General features: G+C 51.7%; 14 protein-coding genes. 3 read left to right on the top strand and 11 right to left on the bottom strand.

The genetic code is table 11. The features are described from left to right. Positions 1-171: 171 nt before the first annotated feature. On the top strand, positions 172-1,005 hold the full coding sequence (gene ppsR, locus L6J37_RS05435; RefSeq protein WP_192016623.1) for a posphoenolpyruvate synthetase regulatory kinase/phosphorylase PpsR: 834 nt from the start codon (positions 172-174) through the stop codon (positions 1,003-1,005). A gap of 291 nt (positions 1,006-1,296) precedes the next feature. Continuing rightward, positions 1,297-2,049, top strand: coding sequence for a hypothetical protein (locus tag L6J37_RS05440; RefSeq protein WP_192016622.1), 753 nt, complete (start codon positions 1,297-1,299; stop codon positions 2,047-2,049). Between the two features lie 278 nt (positions 2,050-2,327). Here the strand turns inward: L6J37_RS05440 and fruA are convergent, their stop codons facing one another. The 3 genes from fruA to fruB are packed head-to-tail and all read right to left on the bottom strand — an operon-like array spanning position 2,328 to position 6,217. Beyond that, entirely contained in the window at positions 2,328-4,061 is a 1,734-nt protein-coding gene (gene fruA, locus L6J37_RS05445; protein WP_237794438.1) for a PTS fructose transporter subunit IIBC, read from the bottom strand. A 17-nt stretch (positions 4,062-4,078) separates the two neighbouring features. Then, positions 4,079-5,068 (bottom strand): 1-phosphofructokinase, encoded by a 990-nt coding sequence (gene pfkB / locus L6J37_RS05450; protein WP_237794439.1) that lies wholly within the window; start codon positions 5,066-5,068, stop codon positions 4,079-4,081. Further along, positions 5,069-6,217, bottom strand: a complete 1,149-nt coding sequence (gene fruB / locus L6J37_RS05455; RefSeq protein ID WP_237794440.1) for a fused PTS fructose transporter subunit IIA/HPr protein — start codon at positions 6,215-6,217, stop codon at positions 5,069-5,071. A gap of 301 nt (positions 6,218-6,518) precedes the next feature. Here fruB and cra point away from each other — a divergent pair, with 301 nt between their 5' ends. Then, positions 6,519-7,502, top strand: a complete 984-nt coding sequence (gene cra / locus L6J37_RS05460) for a catabolite repressor/activator (RefSeq protein ID WP_237794441.1) — start codon at positions 6,519-6,521, stop codon at positions 7,500-7,502. A 195-nt stretch (positions 7,503-7,697) separates the two neighbouring features. Here the strand turns inward: cra and L6J37_RS05465 are convergent, their stop codons facing one another. From L6J37_RS05465 to L6J37_RS05500, 8 genes are all read right to left on the bottom strand, one after another. Next, positions 7,698-7,919, bottom strand: coding sequence for a DUF7683 domain-containing protein (locus tag L6J37_RS05465; RefSeq protein WP_218384708.1), 222 nt, complete (start codon positions 7,917-7,919; stop codon positions 7,698-7,700). Position 7,920: 1 nt separating this feature from the next. After that, positions 7,921-10,122, bottom strand: a complete 2,202-nt coding sequence (locus L6J37_RS21410) for a colicin E3/pyocin S6 family cytotoxin (protein ID WP_237794442.1) — start codon at positions 10,120-10,122, stop codon at positions 7,921-7,923. 185 nt (positions 10,123-10,307) lie between these two features. Further along, on the bottom strand, positions 10,308-11,471 hold the full coding sequence (locus L6J37_RS05475) for a lipocalin-like domain-containing protein (RefSeq protein ID WP_237794443.1): 1,164 nt from the start codon (positions 11,469-11,471) through the stop codon (positions 10,308-10,310). Then, positions 11,471-13,936 (bottom strand): FtsX-like permease family protein, encoded by a 2,466-nt coding sequence (locus L6J37_RS05480; RefSeq protein WP_237794444.1) that lies wholly within the window; start codon positions 13,934-13,936, stop codon positions 11,471-11,473. Before L6J37_RS05480 ends, L6J37_RS05475 begins: the two co-directional genes overlap by 1 nt. Then, positions 13,917-14,588, bottom strand: a complete 672-nt coding sequence (locus L6J37_RS05485) for an ABC transporter ATP-binding protein (protein ID WP_237794445.1) — start codon at positions 14,586-14,588, stop codon at positions 13,917-13,919. Before L6J37_RS05485 ends, L6J37_RS05480 begins: the two co-directional genes overlap by 20 nt. Before the next feature lie 370 nt (positions 14,589-14,958). Then, complete coding sequence (locus L6J37_RS05490; protein WP_237794446.1) at positions 14,959-16,329, bottom strand: MATE family efflux transporter; 1,371 nt, start codon at positions 16,327-16,329, stop codon at positions 14,959-14,961. 202 nt (positions 16,330-16,531) lie between these two features. Next, a complete protein-coding gene (locus L6J37_RS05495) occupies positions 16,532-17,188 on the bottom strand; it encodes a DUF2913 family protein (protein ID WP_218384718.1) in 657 nt (218 codons plus the stop codon). Positions 17,189-17,225: 37 nt separating this feature from the next. Further along, positions 17,226-18,416, bottom strand: coding sequence for a Bcr/CflA family multidrug efflux MFS transporter (locus L6J37_RS05500; RefSeq protein WP_192016600.1), 1,191 nt, complete (start codon positions 18,414-18,416; stop codon positions 17,226-17,228). Positions 18,417-18,471 lie beyond the last annotated feature (55 nt).

The following is an 18,471-nucleotide window of genomic DNA, read 5'->3' on the forward strand; positions in this document are numbered from 1 at the left end:
ACGGAAACGATTGCTTTAGCATTCAAAAAAAACTTGCTTCAGAATAGTAACCGTTCGAGACAAACTGCTGGCAAAACCTTGCTCAGCAGAACACTTACCCTGTAGGGTTATAGTTATAAATTGTATGTTGGCCTCAATCGTTACAGGATCATCTAAAGGACTCAACTTATTATGCGCCGCAAATCTGATTTTCGTGATGTGTTTTACGTTTCTGACGGTACAGCGATTACATCTGAAACACTTGGGCATGCCGTACTCGGTCAATTTAACCTCGAGATTCGCCAAACCACACTGCCTTTTGTTGAGTCGGTTGAACGCGCTCAGCAAGTCAAAGAAAAAATTGATGAAGCTCATCGGGTATCCGGCATCGAGCCACTGGTTTTTTACTCCATCGTTCTGCCTGAAGTAAAAGCCGTTATTAATCAATGTCAGGCCAAATTGTATGATGTGCTTGACGCTCTGGTGCAACCTCTGAGTAAAGATTTGAACATGCAACCCAATGCCATGCTGGGCCGCTCACACAGCATCAGCCGTGATGTGGCAAGCTATCAAGACAGGATCGCAGCCATCGAGTACACCCTGGCTCATGACGATGGAATATCCCTGAGTAACCTGGATAAGGCCGATATTATTCTGCTTGGCGTATCAAGATGTGGCAAAACCCCTACCAGCCTCTATCTGGCCATGCAGTTTGGCATTCGTGCAGTGAACTACCCCTTCATAGCTGACGATATGAACAGCCTCAGACTACCCAAAGGGATTGAGCCTTATCGTTACAAAACATACGGTTTAACCATAGATACAGAGCGCCTTGTCACCATACGCAATGAGCGCTACGCCAACAGCCAGTATGCCAGTGAAGGGCAATGTGAAAGTGAGTTGTCAAAAGTAGAGGCAATGTTCCGCCGCGAAGCGATCCCTTATCTCAACACCACCTCTCTGTCGGTTGAAGAGATCTCAACCCGGTTGCTGGATATCAGCGGCCTGAAACGCAGAATGTGTTAATAAAATAGTATTGATAATGTTATAAAATTAACTACACCATTAACTAAACCATAGTGTCAAACTATGGTTTAGTGGTTTTCCTGCGTCACGAATATTTCTCCTCCCGATTTGCTGAGTGTATGCATTATCCCGCCGCCAGACAGCGTGTCTCAGCTTTGAGAGTGAAAAAACCTCGCAATTTGAACTAATTAATGAAAACTTTTCTGCGCCCACCTTATTACTCAAAAAAGCTCCAATCGTTGAAATATGCTTACTGAGAAAGGAATAAATTAATCCAACTAGAGGTGGCAAATGAATAAGCCATTTTGGGGTTTTACGCTTAATCTGGGAATTATTGTAACGCTGACTGCCTGTGGTGGCGGCTCAGGCAGTGATTCTGGCGATGCATCAGGTGGCAGCGGTCAGCTTGAACACCAGGCCAGACTGACCTTCGTCAATACAGCCCGCGAGCAAGTGAATGTATTTGTGCAAAACGGCTCAGATGCGAGCACTACCAGTTTGTTCACCACAGGTAATATGCAAGGAGGCCCGATCAGCGACAGCACACATCGCGAGTATATGCACCGTTGGGGCGGCAGTTCAGCCCAGCCTGTCTCCATTGGTATCTGGGACACCAAATACCAGTTGGAAGAAGAACCGGCGCAGACAAATACCCTGCTCAACAATGGTGAGGACTGGTGGACGATTGTCTGGCTGGATGGGGAAACCACCAATAGCTTCAGAGTGACCTCTATCCGACGCGATAACGACGATGACGTACCGGATGATCAGTACGGGTTCAGAGTCTTTACCAACACAGACATCAAAATTGATTACCAGTCAGCCACAGCCACTGGCTCAACCAATGTTGCTGCAGGTAAAGTCTCGTCAACCATATTGATGGCAAGTTGTGGTGATAAGTTTGAAATTTCAGCGACCAAAGGTCAGGACGGCGAGGTGGTAGATCCGCAGCAACTGGATCTTTGTTTACCTAACCTGGAGCCAGGGGATACCTACCTGCTGATTACCAGTGATGACACCATTCTGTACACAGTCGAAGAATAATCGCAGGCAACATGCGATGGCAATAATAACAACATCAATGCATCCACGATGACATTGGGCAATCAACAATAATAATTGGGAAAAATGCGCATTCGCCAATACGGCAGTTTTTACTCGCACGGAGAGCCTACATACAACAAAGCGGTCGGTGTTCTCAGTCACTCTATGTCATGCGCTTTTTGGGGAAAGCAGAGTGCATAATGAGGATAAGCACCCACAGATTCAGTAGGCAGCGGTGGCAACGCCCCAGACATTTTATATGTCTGGGGCTCTTTTCATTATGCCGTCACCAGTTCCGCCTGTTCAGTGCGTTTCAAAAACGCATAGGTGGCCCCCGTCAGAATCGTACCTGCTGCAATCGCGACCAGATACATCAGCACAGGTGTAATGGCGTTAGGAATGAACAACACAAACAGACCACCATGCGGTGCCATCAGTTTTGCCCCAAACAGCATAGACAATGCACCGGTTAACGCGCCGCCAGCCATGCAGCTTGGAATCACTCGCATGGGATCACGAGCGGCAAATGGAATCGCCCCTTCTGAGATAAAACACAGTCCCAGCACGAAAGAGGCTTTACCCGCTTCCTGCTCAGGCTGTGAAAACTTACGCTTAGCCAGGAAAGTGGCCAGACCCATGCCAAGCGCCGGTACCATACCGGCGGCCATCACGGCCGCCATCGGGCCATAGGTTTGTGATGCCAGCAGACCGACACCAAAGGTATAGGCCGCTTTGTTGACCGGGCCACCTAAATCAAAGCACATCATACAGCCCAACAGAATGCCCAGCAGCACAGCGTTGGTTGAACCCATGTTGTTCAAAAATTCAGTCAACCCGTTCATGGCCGCAGACACCGGACCGCCAACGATGTAGATCATCACCAGTCCGGTGATCAGGCTGGCTAGCAGCGGAATGATAAGAATGGGTTTCAGTGCTTCCATCGAAGAGGGTAAACGCACGTTTTCTGCAATCAGCTTGGCACTGTACCCCGCCAGGAAACCGGCAACGATACCACCAAGGAATCCGGCCCCGGTAGAACTGGCCAGCATACCGCCAATTAAACCCGGCGCCAGACCCGGACGGTCCGCGATAGAGTACGCGATATAGCCCGCCAGCACTGGAACCATCAGTGCAAAGGCCGAGCCGCCACCAATTTGCATTAATGCCGCAGCTAAGGTGCCCTCTTCTTTGAACGCTTCAATACCGAACACAAACGACAGGGCGATAGCCAGACCACCGGCAACCACCAATGGCAACATGTGCGATACGCCCGTCATCAAGTGCTTGTAAGGACCGGTTTTCTCTTCTTTGGCTGACGGCGTGGCCGCGCCGGAGGCTTTACCATGAAACACGGAAGCCGAAGCAAAAGCATTGTCGATTTCCTGTCGGGTTTTCTTCAATGCGGCACCGGTACTGGTTTTATACAGTCGCTTTCCTTCGAAACGAGACAGATCCACTTCTATATCGGCAGCAATGATCACCAAATCAGCCGCTGAAATATCTTCAGCCGTCAACTGGTTCTTGGCTCCCACCGAGCCACGGGTTTCGACTTTAATGCTATACCCCTGGCATTTGGCTTCTGCTTCCAGCGCTTCTGCTGCCATAAAAGTGTGTGCGACCCCTGTCGGGCATGCCGTAATGGCAACAATGTGCTGAGCCGCAGAAGTTGATGCGGACTCTGCAGCGACGGGCTCCGCCTGCTCCAGCACAGTTGCCTGTGATACCGCCGATTGCAGGAAGGCATCAGGATCAGCCAGGCAGCCTGCCATGTCGCCGCGATACACTTTTTTACCAACAAAACGGCTCAGATCCACCGGGCAGTCTGCAATTACTACCACAGCATCTGCCTGCTCTATGGCGGTTTGTGACAGCGGTGTCACCGGCATAATACTGGACTGGGCTTCAATCTCAGCCTGCCAGTTCAGCGCTTTCGCGGCCTGTTCCATTAATCCGGCCGCGATGACCGTATTTGCGATTCCGCTCGGGCAAGCGGTCAGTATTGCTATCTTCATGTCGTCACCTTTGTCATTCAACAATTCACGTTTTGACCAACAGGCTGCTGGTTACTGATCTGAACACTTTCCAACGTTTGGTTAAGCAACCCGGCATCAGGTACGCCGACCCCTATCTGGGTCACTGCCAGTGCCGACAAAGCCGTCGCAAACGCCAGTGTTTCTTGTTTATTCCATTGATTGAGGTAACCCCAGCATAAGCCAGCCACCAGGGTATCCCCGGCGCCAACGGTGCTGACGACCTCCATGCCTGGCGGCTGTGAGTACAGCCAGCCAGATTCATCCAGCCACATCACGCCTTTTTCGCCCAGCGACACCACAACATTCGCGATATCCTGACGATAGAGCGTTTCCGCGGCGCTTTTCAGCTCAGCGGGTGTTTCCAATGTCTTGCCGCACCAGGCGGACAACTCTTCATCATTGGGCTTCACCAGCCAGGGCGAAGCCGTCAGGCCGGCTTTCAGGGCCTGATTACTGCTGTCAAACAGCACCTTTTTGCCCTGCTCTTTTAATCTTTTGATCCAGTCCGCACAAACTTGCGGGCTCAGTCCCGCCGGCAGGCTGCCTGCAATCACAAACACCTCATGCTGCTCGGCCAGCTCAAACAATTTGTTTTCCATGGCGACAACATCGTCCTGGCTGACTGTCACACCGGGAAAATTGATGTCACTGACACGGCCACTGGCTTCAACCAGTTTGACATTAATCCGGCTTGCTCCCTGTACACGGACAAACGCGTCTTCAATACCGTACTGGCTGAAGAGCTCACAAAACGGATCCTGATTTTCGGTTCCCAGCAAACCGGTCACAGTCACAGCAGCGCCCAGCTCGGCCAGCACACGAGCAACATTGACCCCTTTTCCTGCCGGGTGCAGAGATCCTCGTTCGACCAGATTGACCGTACCGGCCTCCAGCACGGATAAACTGCCGGTCAAATCCAGCGCCGGATTGAGATTGACCGCCACCACTTTGGGTTGGGTGTCATTTCGGGTTGCCTGAGTGTTCATCTATCTGCCCTCACCCAGTCCGGCAGCAATCGCATCACCGATGGCCGACAGGGCTTCAGGGGCATCCGAGCCGTCAGCCATAAATTCCAGTTCATGACCATGCTTAACACCCAGTGCAATCACTTTCATCAGGCTCTTGGCATTGACAGATTTACCGTCGCCCTGCAGATTTTTCACTTGAATAGCCGATTCGAATTTCTTCGCCACGCTCACCAGCATGGCGCCGGGGCGGGCATGCAGGCCGTGCGCATTACGAATCTTAAACACCGCTGTGTTAGCCTCATCGCTCACCGCTGGCTGAACGTCTGTCAACAAGGCCGGCAGTTGTGCCGCATCGGCTTCAAACAAGGTGTGCAGCTGGTTCTGATAGAGCTTTTGCGCCAGCAGGTTCAGCGGCTTATGACAGGCCGCGTTACAGGCTGCCAGCATGAGCAAGCCTTTCACCGGTTGTTCTTGGTGGGTGGATTGTTCTTGGTGGATGATGTCTTGTGACGGCGTCACAAAAGACATGGTCGTGCGGTTAACCCCTTTGCTGCTTCTGGCCAGCCACAGTCCCTGCCCCAGATACGAAGCGCCCTCAGCTATCACATCAGCAACAAATGCGTTATCGGCTGCCTGCTTATTTTTAATCAGGCCGGCTGCTACCGCTGTCAGCTGCAGCAAATCGGTCGCAGGAAAATGCAGGGCAATCAGTGACTCATCAAAATCGGCTTCCAGCTGAGTGTCACCGTTGAGCAGTGAGATTAAAGCCTCGGCAGTGTTAGATTGCCGGATCTGCTCTGCCACACCATCTGCCGACAGCACTTTCGTCAGTTGTTTCAGTATCCCGAGGTGTTCGTCCGATTTCGCAGCAATGCCAATCGCCAGATACACAGTATTACCGTCACCCCAGTTGACACCCTGCGGGTAGTGATGAATTTTCACCCCGGTTTGCTGAACAAGATCACGGGTATCGGTTGTCCCGTGAGGAATAGCAATCCCGCTACCGAGAAAGGTCGAATTTTGCGCCTCACGGGCCAGCATGCCTTTGACATAGCCTTCAGATACCAAGCCTTGTTGTGTCAGTTCACTGGCAAGGGCCGATATTGCCGCGGTTTTATCTCTGGCTGATTGATTCAGCACTATGTCTTGCTGCGTCAGTGACAACATATGTTTCACTCCCCTGTTTGTTCTCACCGGCTCTGGAGGCCGGATATACTGAGTGTTTTGTCTGATAACCGATTCATGCTCAATGACAACTTAAGTCAAGCTGAAACGATTCAGCAACGAGGTAAATAAAAAGTTTCAGCGATGTACCAGAGAGTATAGAATACCTGATAAGACAGTGCTGAAACCTTTCAGCCATGATGCTGGATCGATTCAGCAAGAATTGCAAACATTGGACATTGGATCCGTTTTCAATCTATGATCCACCACACACTTTGCCAGATTTTCGAGTGAATGAGACACGATGAAGCTAGATGAAATTGCCAGACTGGCGGGCGTTTCCCGCACGACGGCCAGCTATGTGATTAACGGCAAAGCCAGCCAGTACCGGATCAGTGAAAAGACCCAGCAAAAAGTCATGGCTGTGGTTGATGAACACAACTTCAAACCCGACCATGCCGCCAGCGCGCTGCGGGCAGGCAGCTCACGTTCGCTGGGCCTGATCATCCCGGATCTGGAAAACTCCAGTTACGCAAAATTGGCCAAGCTTCTTGAGCGTGATGCCCGCAAAGCCGGCTACCAGGTGATTATCAGCTGCTCTGACGATGAACCAGAGACAGAAATGAAAGTGGCGCAGACGCTGGTCGGGCGGCGTATCGACGCTCTGATTGTGGCGAGCAGCTTACCTGCTGACAATGCTTTTTACCGCCAGATCCAGGAAGCCGGTGTCCCGGTTATCGCGATTGACCGTGGATTGGATGATGAATTTTTTGCCTGTGTAATCAGTGAAGATCACGATGGTGCTTATGCGCTGACCGAGCAGCTCATACAAGCTGACACTGCTTCTATTGGCCTGATTGGCGCCGTGCCGGATCTGGGTATCTCGCAACAGCGGGAAATGGGATTCCATGCCGCCATCCGTGATCACCGGCCAGACATAGCCGTCAATACGCTGTATGGCACGCACTTCAGCCCTGAAGAAGGCCAGCGCCTACTGCAGACCTGGATTGACAGCGATCAGGTGCCGGACAGTATACTCATTACCTCCTACACCCTGTTTGAAGGCATGCTGGACTGTTTTCTGTCCCACCCCAAGCTGATGGCCACCATCAAACTGGCGACCTTTGGCGATCACAGACTGTTGGATTTTCTGCCAATGCGCATACATTCTCTGCCACAACAGTTTGAAGATATTGCTGACAGTGCACTGGAACTGGCACTCAATGCCACCGCGGGACGGTACCACCCCGGCGTCGAAGTGATTCCGCGGCAGCTTAAAATTCGCTAGGGAGAACAGGCATAATCAAGCTTATGCACCGAAATATACGCATCGTCTCTGTGCCAGACGCGAACCTACGGGTAAGGTTCGCCCTGTGCCGGGTCTGTCATTTTCCTCTCCTCCGTCATTTCTGCGCAGGCGGAAATCCACAAGGGAGGCAGCATTTTATCGAAAATATTACTAAGATTTCGGCGAGAATAAGCACTAACTCTCAACCTCACAAAGCTCTGCATCATAGCCTACACAATTAAAGCTTCTACCTAATACGTTCTCTAATTTTATTATTTGATTTTCATCTAAATCAGCACAGTTTCCTTGTAAAGGAAAACCTAATAGATCTAGTACATCGTCATCTTTAAGTTCTAGCAATTGATGTTCAACAACTAACTCTTCTGTTTTTTTGTCAAATAATTCTAGTATATACATGTTATTTCTCTATTTTTCTGGATGGATCTCGAGGTTTATTTTGCTCACCCGTTATATGGTCAAATTCTCCGATGTGCTTGCCATTTTTATCATAAACTTCGACCTTGCCATGCTGTGAATCCCACTCATAAATATGTTTTTTATCTTTCCATCGCCTTCTCTTTGACCCTCCCCCTTGAACACTGGTTTTAGACTTTACACGTATTGCATCAGGAAATGCAGGTAACGGCGGTGTTCCATCAGGTGCAGGAAAAAAATGTATATCCCTATTAAGTTTATTAAATACCAAATAAATCGGTGCAATCCCTGAATCGACAGGAAACACCAGAATCGCATCGCTCCAGTGGGCTTCTTCTGCGGCAGGATAGGTTTCAACCGTCGGGGTTGGCATATCAGATATCGGTATGGTGTGAATATCGTCCGCCTCAAAACCGTCGTCATGATCCGGTGTCAGTTGCCACTCTGGCTTGCCCTCTTCATTCGGCGTCCAGGTAATATGCGGGCCGTTTTCTTCAAGCGCAACTGAGTAGCTGTTGGTCTTTTTATCCAGTCCGACATAACGTACCGGAATACGGGTGTCATCCATGTGATACGCACGAACTTGCGGGTAAGATTCGCCCGGTGCCGGGTCGGTCAAGCGGATGCGGATCCGGCTTTGCACGCTTTCCAGGTTGTGCAGTTCTTCTTCGGTGTGCTGGGTGTCATCATCGTGCCAGATTTTTCGCTGCATCATCAGCACTGAGGTAATGCCGCCTGAGGTCATCAGCCGATAGTCATCCAGCACACTGCCGAGTTTACCGGTCAACCTGGTGAGAGCGTTTGCGGCATCCTTATTGGCCGAACTGAGTGCCTTGTTGCCAACCGCGCCGCCAGCACTGCTCGCAAGTGCTGATTGGGTGGCTTGCTGTGCCTGAATAACTGCGATTGGATTGGCATGAGCCGAGCTGAAAAACCACGAGAACGGCCCGAAATGGGTGATCGGCTCTGGCGATGTACCGGCGTCTGTGCATCCTTGCGGGATATCGCAGGATTTGGCAAACACCGGCGCTACCACCGACTTGATACGCACGACAGGAATGTCTGCCGCCAGCCCGCTGGGATACATCGGAATGATGCTGGTGTCTTCAATGCACGAACCGTCGTAGTGATAGCAAGTGTTGAGCGGCTGATTAACATCGGCTGGCGGCACCGGCGGCCGTTCTCTGACCGGCTCGGAGGCAGCCACAGCATCCGGTGATTGCACCGTCAGAATTTGTCCCGCCTCCAGCAACAGGGGGTTTTCTTCATAGCCTGGATTCAAATCCAGTAATTCTCGGGCGGTCAGGCCGTATTGCTGTGCAATATCAGACCATGATTCCCGCTGTCCGGTGGCCGGATCGCGCTGCACCGTATGAGAGCTTGTTGACTCAGTCTGACGCTGCTCATTGCTACTGTTTTCCCGCACAACAACAGGCTCTTTGATGGCATCCAGCAGCGCACCGAGATCGATTTTGACGCCGTTTTGTACCAGCCAGTCTTCATTCAGATTATCCAGATGCAGGCGGGTGATCCGCTCGCGGCGGTAGACCAGATACTGATTGTCTGCCTTCTGATCGCCTCGCTTCCACGGCAGTAGGATGGCACTCTGTGCACCCTGATAAAGCGCATCACTGAGTTGATCATGAGTGGAATACGTCGCCTGAAATGCCCAGCGCTGATTACCAAGAATCTGGTATTCCTGCACCAGCTTATCGTCACAAAAATGGTAGAAGTAACCCTGTGTGGGGTGGCCCAGACGACCGTCAATTTCCACCGCAGGCATCACAGCCACGAAAGCTTCCTGAACCTGACCGGCTCCTTTGGGATGAACGGTCACCGGCTCAACCGGAGTCACACCCAGCGATGAGCTGGCGCGGTTCACGTACAAATGTTTCGGCTCTTCAACCCTGACCTCTGTGGTGTGGCGATAACCCTGTTCAACGGGTTTGATTTGCCAGTTTGCCCGCCAGTCTTCTGCTTCGGTGTCGCCTAACGCAAATTCGCAAGTGCTGTGCTGGTGCAATGACTCTGCCGAACAGGACAGATCAAAACTGTACTCGAACTGTGCCACTGGCTCCGGGTCTTCCCCTGTCGGCGGCGGAGGCGCAATGGTGCAGTAATCCTCAAGGGGCGCATAAGCCGCCCTGGGATATCTTTTTTTCACTGAATCGTCATCCGCACTCACAGTGCCCCCTTAACAAAAAAGCAGCTATATCAAACATTTTGCGCAAGATTTTATCACTGGGAAGCGGTTGCGGTGTGACGGTTTTTGAGGGTGACTTTCAGTGGAAATAACAGGTTTCAGGTTGCGAATTGCCGGTTTGGGGTGTGGAAATGAAAGAGGCGTGAGGTTTTAAGAAGCTATCTTAATCAATACCCAGTCAGTTCCATGAAACCTTGTCCGTTATGGCTGCCGGAAGCGGTCACCGGGCCTTCCCAATACGGAAAAAGAAACGGCAGTAACTGATCTTCCCTTTGCGCCTGCACATCGAGATCGATCAGTTGTGCAGGCACTTGCAGATGCCAGCGGGTCGGAAATTCCCTGCCGGAGAGCGTGCTTGTCGCTATCGGTGTCAGCGATGCTTCATCAGAAGACAGGGCGATTGAACGGCCATCCGGCCAGCTCAGGCTGCCGAAGGCAAAAGGAACATGCTGCGTACTGCGGAGCTGATAAAGCATTAATGCGCGACCATCATCCAGATGGAGAGAAAACCAGTCCCAGCCGGTTTGATGCTCAGACATCGCCTGGCTGCTCCATTCTCGGTCAAACCAGCCCTCACCTTTCACGGCTATTGTCTCGCCGTCCAGTGTCACAACCCCGTCCAGTAACAAAAATGGCATGCTGTAGTAGTAAGACGCCAGCCGCGGATCCTTGGGGTCTTTCTGGCTGTAACCCGCCTCACCCTGTCTGACCAGGTTGCCATAGCTCCGGATATTGAGCGTTGCGGCCATGCTGCTATCGCTCATGCTCGTATCACTATTAGTGTGAGCATCGGTGTGGGCATCTGAATGACTGTCTGAAAACGTCAGGGTGGCGGGAAACGGCGATGACTCCAGCCCCTGCCAGCGCCAGTTATCCAGCCAGAGACGATACGGCTCTCCTTCCACACCGGCCTGACCAATGCCGCCGCGGGCAAAGCGCTCTGCCTGCCAGCGTTTCTTCGCCGTTGTCAGCACAGCATGCGCCATAAACCGCTGCGTATCTTGCCAGCCAGTGGCGCCTTCAGAGCCTGAAAGCGGCTGAGTGGCGATGCGAAATAACGTCCATTGCACCGCAATCCACTGGCCTTTTGCCGTTTCCAGGTTGGCTGTCAGATACCACCATTCGGTGCGAAACCCCGGATGGCTCAAGTGATCTCTGGGAAACACCAGAGGCTGACCGGGCAAGACCTGTTCAAAACCAGCCTGGCTCTGCTGCGACAGTCTGTCCGCTGTCCGGTTTTCTGACACAGTCGTTGGTTCACACCCAGTTATGCCTGACAGGAGACACAGAACAAAAACAAGCGGTTTGAACCGCGCATCAGCAAGCAGCATCAAAATGCCTCCCTGAGCGACAGCATGGCTGAGCGCTTAACCAAACGCCACACCGGCCAGGCACCGGCCAGCAGCAATGCTGTCAGCGCCGTCCCGAGTGTCAGCAGGTACTGAAGCGGGAAAAACTGCACAGGCATGGTCCAGCCAAAAGAATACTTAAGCACCACATCGATCAGCAGTTGTGCCAGCAGCAATCCAAGGGGTAAAGCAATCATTGCCGTCAGTACGCCAATAGCAGCTAACTGCCCCCCGCCCAGCAAGGCCAGTTCTTTACCTGTCATGCCCATACAGCGCAGTAAAGCAAACTGTCTCTGGCGCGATAGCTCACCTGCGATTGTTGCAATAAACAAGCCACCGATTGACACCAACAACGTGAGTTTACCCAGCGTGGCTGTGACGACGAAAGTGCGGTCAAACACCGCCAGTGCCTGTGCCATGATATGTGCGTTATCGCGAACCTGATTAGACTTCAGGCCAAATGTTTCCTGCAAGCTGTCCTGAAACACGGAGGTGTGATCTTTGTTGTCCAGGTGGATGGCAAGACTGACTTTGCCATCCTGCTGGAACAGCCTGTGCCATTGCTCATCAGACACAAAGATCTGGCTGTACGGGTTGCCGTAATCATAATAAATCCCGGCCATCAGCCAGTTCTCACCCAGCCTTAACGGTAAATCAACACGCTGGCCGGGCTGCCATCCCCTTTTCAGCGCCAGAGATTCACTGGCCAGAAACACTTTCTCTGTGCCGTTGTTCTGCAGCGCAGACCAGTAGCCGTCTAGATGTTGCTTCATGGGCAGCGACTGTTTTTCACCGTCTGAACGGCCAACACTGAGCACCTGCAAGGTGTGTTCTTTCAGCTCGGCAGGGACTTCCTGTCGCCAGCGCCACCAAAGCTCGGTCACTTCAGGCTGTTCAGCAGCCCAGTTTGCTATTACCAGAGCCTGAGCCGTGGCAGGCTGCACATAGATATCGGCAGCCAGCCTCTGGCCCAGCCAGGTCTGAGTTGCCTGCCGAAAGCTGCCAACCATGGTATCCATGCCTATGGTGGCTGCCAGCGCCAGCATAAACGCCATCGCCGCCACGCCCCGGTAACTCAGGCTGGCGGCGGCATCACTGAAAAACCAGCGCAACCGTGGCGATTTCAGCCATCTGGCAATGGCTTTAAAGGCCGCCCACAGTATAAATGGCATGATCAAACCCGCCGCCGCTAACAGACAGCCAATCAACACAAAGCCGGCAAACTGGCTGTGATCGACAAAATAGACAATGACGGCAGCAATAATAAATACGCCGGACATGCCTGCCTGCCAGATAAACTCTCGCCAGCTGCCCCGCACCATAGTCATATGCGCAGTCAGCCTGATCGGTGGGGTACGAATCAACCTCATTAACGGCCAACCGCAGGCCAGCAAAGTGCCCAGAACAGCGATAACCAGACTCAGCGCCCCCCATTGCCAGTGCCATCCCGTTGTCAGCGCAATATTCGCCTGATAGAGATCACTCAGTGTCACGGCGACAGAAGGCAATAACTGACGGGCCAGAAACAGCCCCAGCAGGTTGCCACCCGCGACACCAATCATCAGCCAGATGACCACTTCAATACACAAGGCGCCCGCCAGCTGTCTGCCCGTCACGCCAGCCTGACAGAGTAAGCCAACCAGAAACTGACGCTGGGTTAACGACAATGACATGGCCTGATAGAAGATGAACAACCCGACGACAAAAGCCAGCATCCCCATAGCAAACAAATTAAGGTGAAATGCCCGGGTAAGCGGTTCCAGCTGTGCACTGTCGTTTTCCGTCAGGATCAGACCGCCGGGCAACAGGGTATTGACATCCTGTTGCTCCTGAGCGCTCAATGCACCGCACAGCACGGCAGTGAAGCCGGAACGGGGAAATAACTGCCTGACCAGCCCCATATCAGCCAGTAGGCGCGAGCCCTGAATCCGGTTGTCGCCCACCAGCACCAGCCGTCCGACTGCATCGCCAGAATCCAGCCTCAGTAGCTGGCCCTCTGTCAGTCCTTTTACCGCGGCCAGTTCGCGATTTATCCATATCGGATAAGGCTTTTGTGTCAGGGACAGTGCTCCCGTCAGCTGACCATTAGACTGAGCGAACGGCAACATAACAAACGGGTCGATACCTGCCAGCGTCAGCTCACCGGCTTCAGCCGTCTGAATCCTGTGGGTTTCGAGGGGGACACATTGTTTATATCCCAGTCGCCTCAGCTGAATGTAAAAGCCCTGTGGCACAGTCATTCCTGCCTGATGATGACGGATGGCATACTGAAACGGGTTATCAAATAACAGCTCGCCTTGCCTGTAGCTCGCTTTGGCCTGCTGATTGACCGCCAGCACGCCGACGAGCAGAGCAACGCCCATCATTAACCCCAGCAGCAAGAGCACTATCTGAAGAGGGTGGCGCCGGTAATGCCCCCACAAAGCATTAAAGACGGGGCTGCGCATTCAGTACGCCCCCTTTCAGCACTATGCTGGAATTCATGTAGGAGGCAACCTGCTTGCTGTGAGTCACCAGCAGCAAGGAGCAATTTAGCTGCTCACAAAGTCCGGTCAGCAATCGCATGACAGCCTGAGCATTGCGCTCATCCAGACTGCCCGTCGGTTCATCGGCCAGCAGGATGTCGGGCTCCATATATAAGGCCCGCGCAATGGCCGCCCGTTGCTGCTGACCACCTGACATTTCCTCCGGATAGCGCTTAAGTAGAGGTTTTAAATCCAGTGCAGAGACAATCGCTCGCCACAATTCAGGCTTTTCCGGCCAGCCTTTCAACTGGCGGCAGAATTGGATATTGTCTTGTGTTGTTAAAGTAGGAAGCAAATTAAACTGCTGAAAAATAAGGCCAATATGATGACGGCGAAAAGCCGTGCGTTCACGTTCTGTCACGGCATGAATCGGGGTATCTGCCAGCCAGATTTCACCTTGGTCGGCCTTATCCAGCCCTGCAATAAGATTGAGTAATGTACTTTTTCCTGACCCGCTTTCCCCCATCAATGCAACCTGTTCGCCCCGCTGTAACGTCAGTTCGGCTCCCTGAAGCACAGAATGAAACTCATTGCCATCCTGATACCCTTTGCAGAGATCAATCAGTTTCAACATCCTTTTTCTCCAAGCGTGAATCGAATGATGCCAAACCACCTTTAAATATCATGGGCAGACAGCCAATAGTGACTATGCTCTCACATTGGAAAACGGATTAATTTACGTCATATCAAACAAAGCTCATTGCTACTGAGGTGTTCACTTCAACACTCATCACTTAGTGTAGTATATAGCGCCAGCAGGCTTGTTCCTGTCACATTGCGCCAAGCCTCTCTTTTATAGAGCAAAAAAAAGCACCGCCAGGATGGCGATGCTTATAATTTTCTGTTGGTGTTGTGGTCTACCCAATCACTCATCCTTTGTCTGAATAAAGAAAAAACTGATTATCATGCGATAACATCCGGATCGGAAGTTATGGGATGAAACTTTAACCTGCCACCAAATTATTCATCCAGGCTTTTGAGCGTATGCGTATGCTGGAACCGATGATTTTCACCACTTCCTCCAATACCAGCATGGCGTAAACCCATTCCAGCGGAAGTTTCAGCACAAAGGCACAAAATGCAGTCAGTGGGATCCCTATCATCCATTGCGCCGCAATATCCTGATAAAAGCAAAAACGAATGTCGCCACCTGCCCGTAACACGCCAACTATCATGGTCATCGGCAAGCTTTTCACTATCATACCGACGCAAAAAATCATGAAGAAATGTTCGGTCAACTCCCGGGTTTCCGCTGTCATGGCAGCAAACAAATCCAGTACAGGATCGCGGATCAGAAACATCAGCCCAGCCGTGACCACAGCAAAGCCAAAATTGATCACAGTGACGGCCCAGGCCTGCCGGTAAGCCTGCTCCATGTTACTGCCGCCCAACTGATTGCCAATCAGTACGGCTGATGCATTGGAAATACCAATCAGCATCGCCAGCGCCATCGACTCGATAGGCGTCATCACCGATAAGGCCACCAAACCATCGACACCGGCCTGCCCGATAATGACGTGATACATGAAGATCCCGCCCGACCAGGCAAGATGGTTAAAAGTAGTCGGCAGCGACAGTTTTAGGAAGCGGTTTATCATCTGAGCATTAAGTACTTCAGGAAACAGCGACCAGCGCAGCGCAATCGGGTGATCCTTGAGATGCAGATAACCAAATAGCAGCGCGATTTCGACCAGACCGCTGATCGCCGTGGCCCATGCTGCACCGGCAATACCATAAGCCGGCATCCCAAGATTACCGAAAATCAGTACCCAGTTCAGGAACAGGTTAAGCGCAATGCCTACGGCACTGAACAGCGTGCTGATCGCAGGCTGATGCATAGCCCGTAAACCCACAGAGACACTGCTGCCCCACGACACAGCGTACAAACTCACGGCGGTAATTTGCAGATACTCAGCGCCCCGGGCAATCACCTCAGGGTTATTTGTCGCCAATCCGATAACCTGCTCAGGAAGCACAAGAAATACCAGCGCAGCCAGTGTGGCGACCAGGGTTGTCATGGTCAGCGTAAGCGCAACACTTTGCTTCATCCCGTGCTGATTGCCAGCACCCCAATACTGGGCCGCCAGTAATGCACCCCCCGTCGTCACACCAAACAGCATAATAGTAACGACAAACAGTGCCCGGCCAGCAATACCAATTGCCGCCACATCCAGTTCATTTAACTGACCCAGCATCAGAATATCGACCAGGCTACGGCTGGAAAACAGCATAACCTGTAAGGCAATAGGAAAAGCAATCGCCAGCAGGCGACGGACAAACACCCCTTCAAATAAAGGAGAAGCAGATGGCGACATACATATTCCTGAAAAATAAGGAGAGAACAAGAAAAGCGACAGGCCCGGATTTTATACTGGCCCTTTCAAATCACAAGTTGAAGTCACAAGTGAATGACAACCTGAACCGACCTGTTATTTACTCTATCTGACAGGCTACAAACCGTGATAAACATAATAAAAATATAAAAAATGCAGCGACTTCGCTGCACTTTAATGTCTCTTACTCTGCTGCTCGCGTGGGAAGTTCGGGAAGATAGTCACCTGCATTATCAGGATAAAGAATATATTCACCGTGGTATTTCACCAGCGACTTATAGTCAGTAACCTTGTACAGCAGTAATCCTTGCTGATAGGCCAAATCAATGCATTGCTGGATATTGCCGCGAACATAAACAGACAATGGCTTAGCCAGTCTTCCTGCCTCATCAAATGCTTCATTTGACTGCTTCGCACACACCACCAATGACGCCTGACCATCGGTGTGGTGCGTCACTTTTCGGTTCACTTCGTATTCTGTCGCCACCACCCAGTCGAGCTGCAGCAGCGCACTGTAAAACCTGTCCAATTGTTCAGATTTCACCGGACTGGTGGTGCCTTCTTCAGTCAGCACACCCGACAGCGCCCATGCGAGGTGTTCAAACTTCAGCTTCAGCTGTGCCTGCTTACCCATACTGCGTGCCATCTGCTGCCAACCCAGCAATGTTTTCGCCACACAATGATCATAGCGTTGCTGTTTAATCACTTTGGTGATCCAGGCACTCATAAAGTGCGTTTCACTCACCGGATTGTTGGGAGTTTTGCCTGCTGTAACAGAAGACTCCAACTCAGCCAGACCTTCATCCACCAGTTTGTTCAGCTCTTGATAAAACGCAGCCATAATTTTCTTTCAAATACTCTTATTCAATCACAGGTCATCAGGCGTCTTTCGCCAGTCCCCAATAAAACAAGCAGGCTAAGACTGCACAAGCGGCCATCGTTCCTGCCAGCGGCCAGGCTGTGGTATCTGGCATCGCCGCTACAATACCGCCCACCACAGTACCTGTGCCGAAACGCATTGTACCAGCCAATGACGAAGCCGTACCCGCCATATGCGGATACTTGGCTAACAAACAAGCCATTGAATTACTGGCAACGGTAGAAATCGCGCCCACAAACAGCATTACCGGTACCACAACGCCCCACAGACCGAGTTCAAGCACCTGTCCTGCAATCAACCCTGCCCCGGCGATCAATTGAATGATCAGGCCCAAACGCAGCATATAATGCGAGCCCATTTTACGTACCAGCTTGCCATTCAAGGTGGTCATGACAATCAGACAGATCACGTTCAGACCAAACAACAAGCCAAAGTTTTCGGTGCTGACATGATAAAGATCGATGTACACAAAAGAGCCGACAGTGAGGAAAACGAACATCCCCGAAAACGAAAAACCGCTGCTCACCACCAGACCGAGCGCGGGGGCTGATGTCAGCATGCGCGCATAATTTCTGAGTGTGGAGCCTAAGTTAAACGGCAGTCTTTTTTCAGCTGGCAGGGTTTCGGGGATCATTTTTAACACGGCCAGAATGACAAGCACCGAAACCAGTGCCAGAAACCAGAAAATGGAACGCCAGCCGAACCAGACAGACAGATACCCACCTATCATTGGCGCGGCCAATGGCGCAATTGTCATCACTAAGGTGACAAAAGACATGGTACGGGCGAACTCTTCCCGTTCAAACATATCCCGCACCAGCGCCTGAATGATAACGGCGGCAGAGGCACCGGCAAAGCCTTGCGCGGCACGGATCCAGGTCAGTTCATTGATGTTATGGCTCATTGCACTCACCACTGCCGCCAGTGCGAAAAGCATCACACCGATTATCAGTACCGGGCGACGGCCGTAGCTGTCTGAAAGCGGGCCATGAATAAGTTGTCCAACGGCAAAACCTGCGGTATACGCTGTCAGGGTCACCTGCACTAAACTGGGGCTCACGCCCAGATCTTTCGCGATAGTTGGCATAGCAGGCAGGTACATATCAATTGCCAGCGGTGTGAGTGCGGCAATTGCCCCCAGGATGAGGATCAGCGAAAAGCTCAGGCCTGGACTGTCAGATTTATTCATAAACCACTTATTAGCATATTGAAAAGGAGAGGGAGTGATTGTACGACAATTTCCG

The organism is Photobacterium sp. WH77 (assembly GCF_022014395.1).
Lineage (GTDB): Bacteria > Pseudomonadota > Gammaproteobacteria > Enterobacterales > Vibrionaceae > Photobacterium > Photobacterium arenosum.

What these genes read in the sequence shown, in the direction of transcription:
- ppsR (WP_192016623.1), top strand. Translation starts at nt 172, where the DNA reads ATGCGCCGCAAATCTGATTTTCGTGATGTGTTTTACGTTTCTGACGGT.
- L6J37_RS05440 (WP_192016622.1), top strand. Translation starts at nt 1,297, where the DNA reads ATGAATAAGCCATTTTGGGGTTTTACGCTTAATCTGGGAATTATTGTA.
- fruA (WP_237794438.1), bottom strand. Translation starts at nt 4,061, where the DNA reads ATGAAGATAGCAATACTGACCGCTTGCCCGAGCGGAATCGCAAATACG.
- pfkB (WP_237794439.1), bottom strand. Translation starts at nt 5,068, where the DNA reads ATGAACACTCAGGCAACCCGAAATGACACCCAACCCAAAGTGGTGGCG.
- fruB (WP_237794440.1), bottom strand. Translation starts at nt 6,217, where the DNA reads ATGTTGTCACTGACGCAGCAAGACATAGTGCTGAATCAATCAGCCAGA.
- cra (WP_237794441.1), top strand. Translation starts at nt 6,519, where the DNA reads ATGAAGCTAGATGAAATTGCCAGACTGGCGGGCGTTTCCCGCACGACG.
- L6J37_RS05465 (WP_218384708.1), bottom strand. Translation starts at nt 7,919, where the DNA reads ATGTATATACTAGAATTATTTGACAAAAAAACAGAAGAGTTAGTTGTT.
- L6J37_RS05475 (WP_237794443.1), bottom strand. Translation starts at nt 11,471, where the DNA reads ATGCTGCTTGCTGATGCGCGGTTCAAACCGCTTGTTTTTGTTCTGTGT.
- L6J37_RS05480 (WP_237794444.1), bottom strand. Translation starts at nt 13,936, where the DNA reads ATGCGCAGCCCCGTCTTTAATGCTTTGTGGGGGCATTACCGGCGCCAC.
- L6J37_RS05485 (WP_237794445.1), bottom strand. Translation starts at nt 14,588, where the DNA reads ATGTTGAAACTGATTGATCTCTGCAAAGGGTATCAGGATGGCAATGAG.
- L6J37_RS05490 (WP_237794446.1), bottom strand. Translation starts at nt 16,329, where the DNA reads ATGTCGCCATCTGCTTCTCCTTTATTTGAAGGGGTGTTTGTCCGTCGC.
- L6J37_RS05495 (WP_218384718.1), bottom strand. Translation starts at nt 17,188, where the DNA reads ATGGCTGCGTTTTATCAAGAGCTGAACAAACTGGTGGATGAAGGTCTG.
- L6J37_RS05500 (WP_192016600.1), bottom strand. Translation starts at nt 18,416, where the DNA reads ATGAATAAATCTGACAGTCCAGGCCTGAGCTTTTCGCTGATCCTCATC.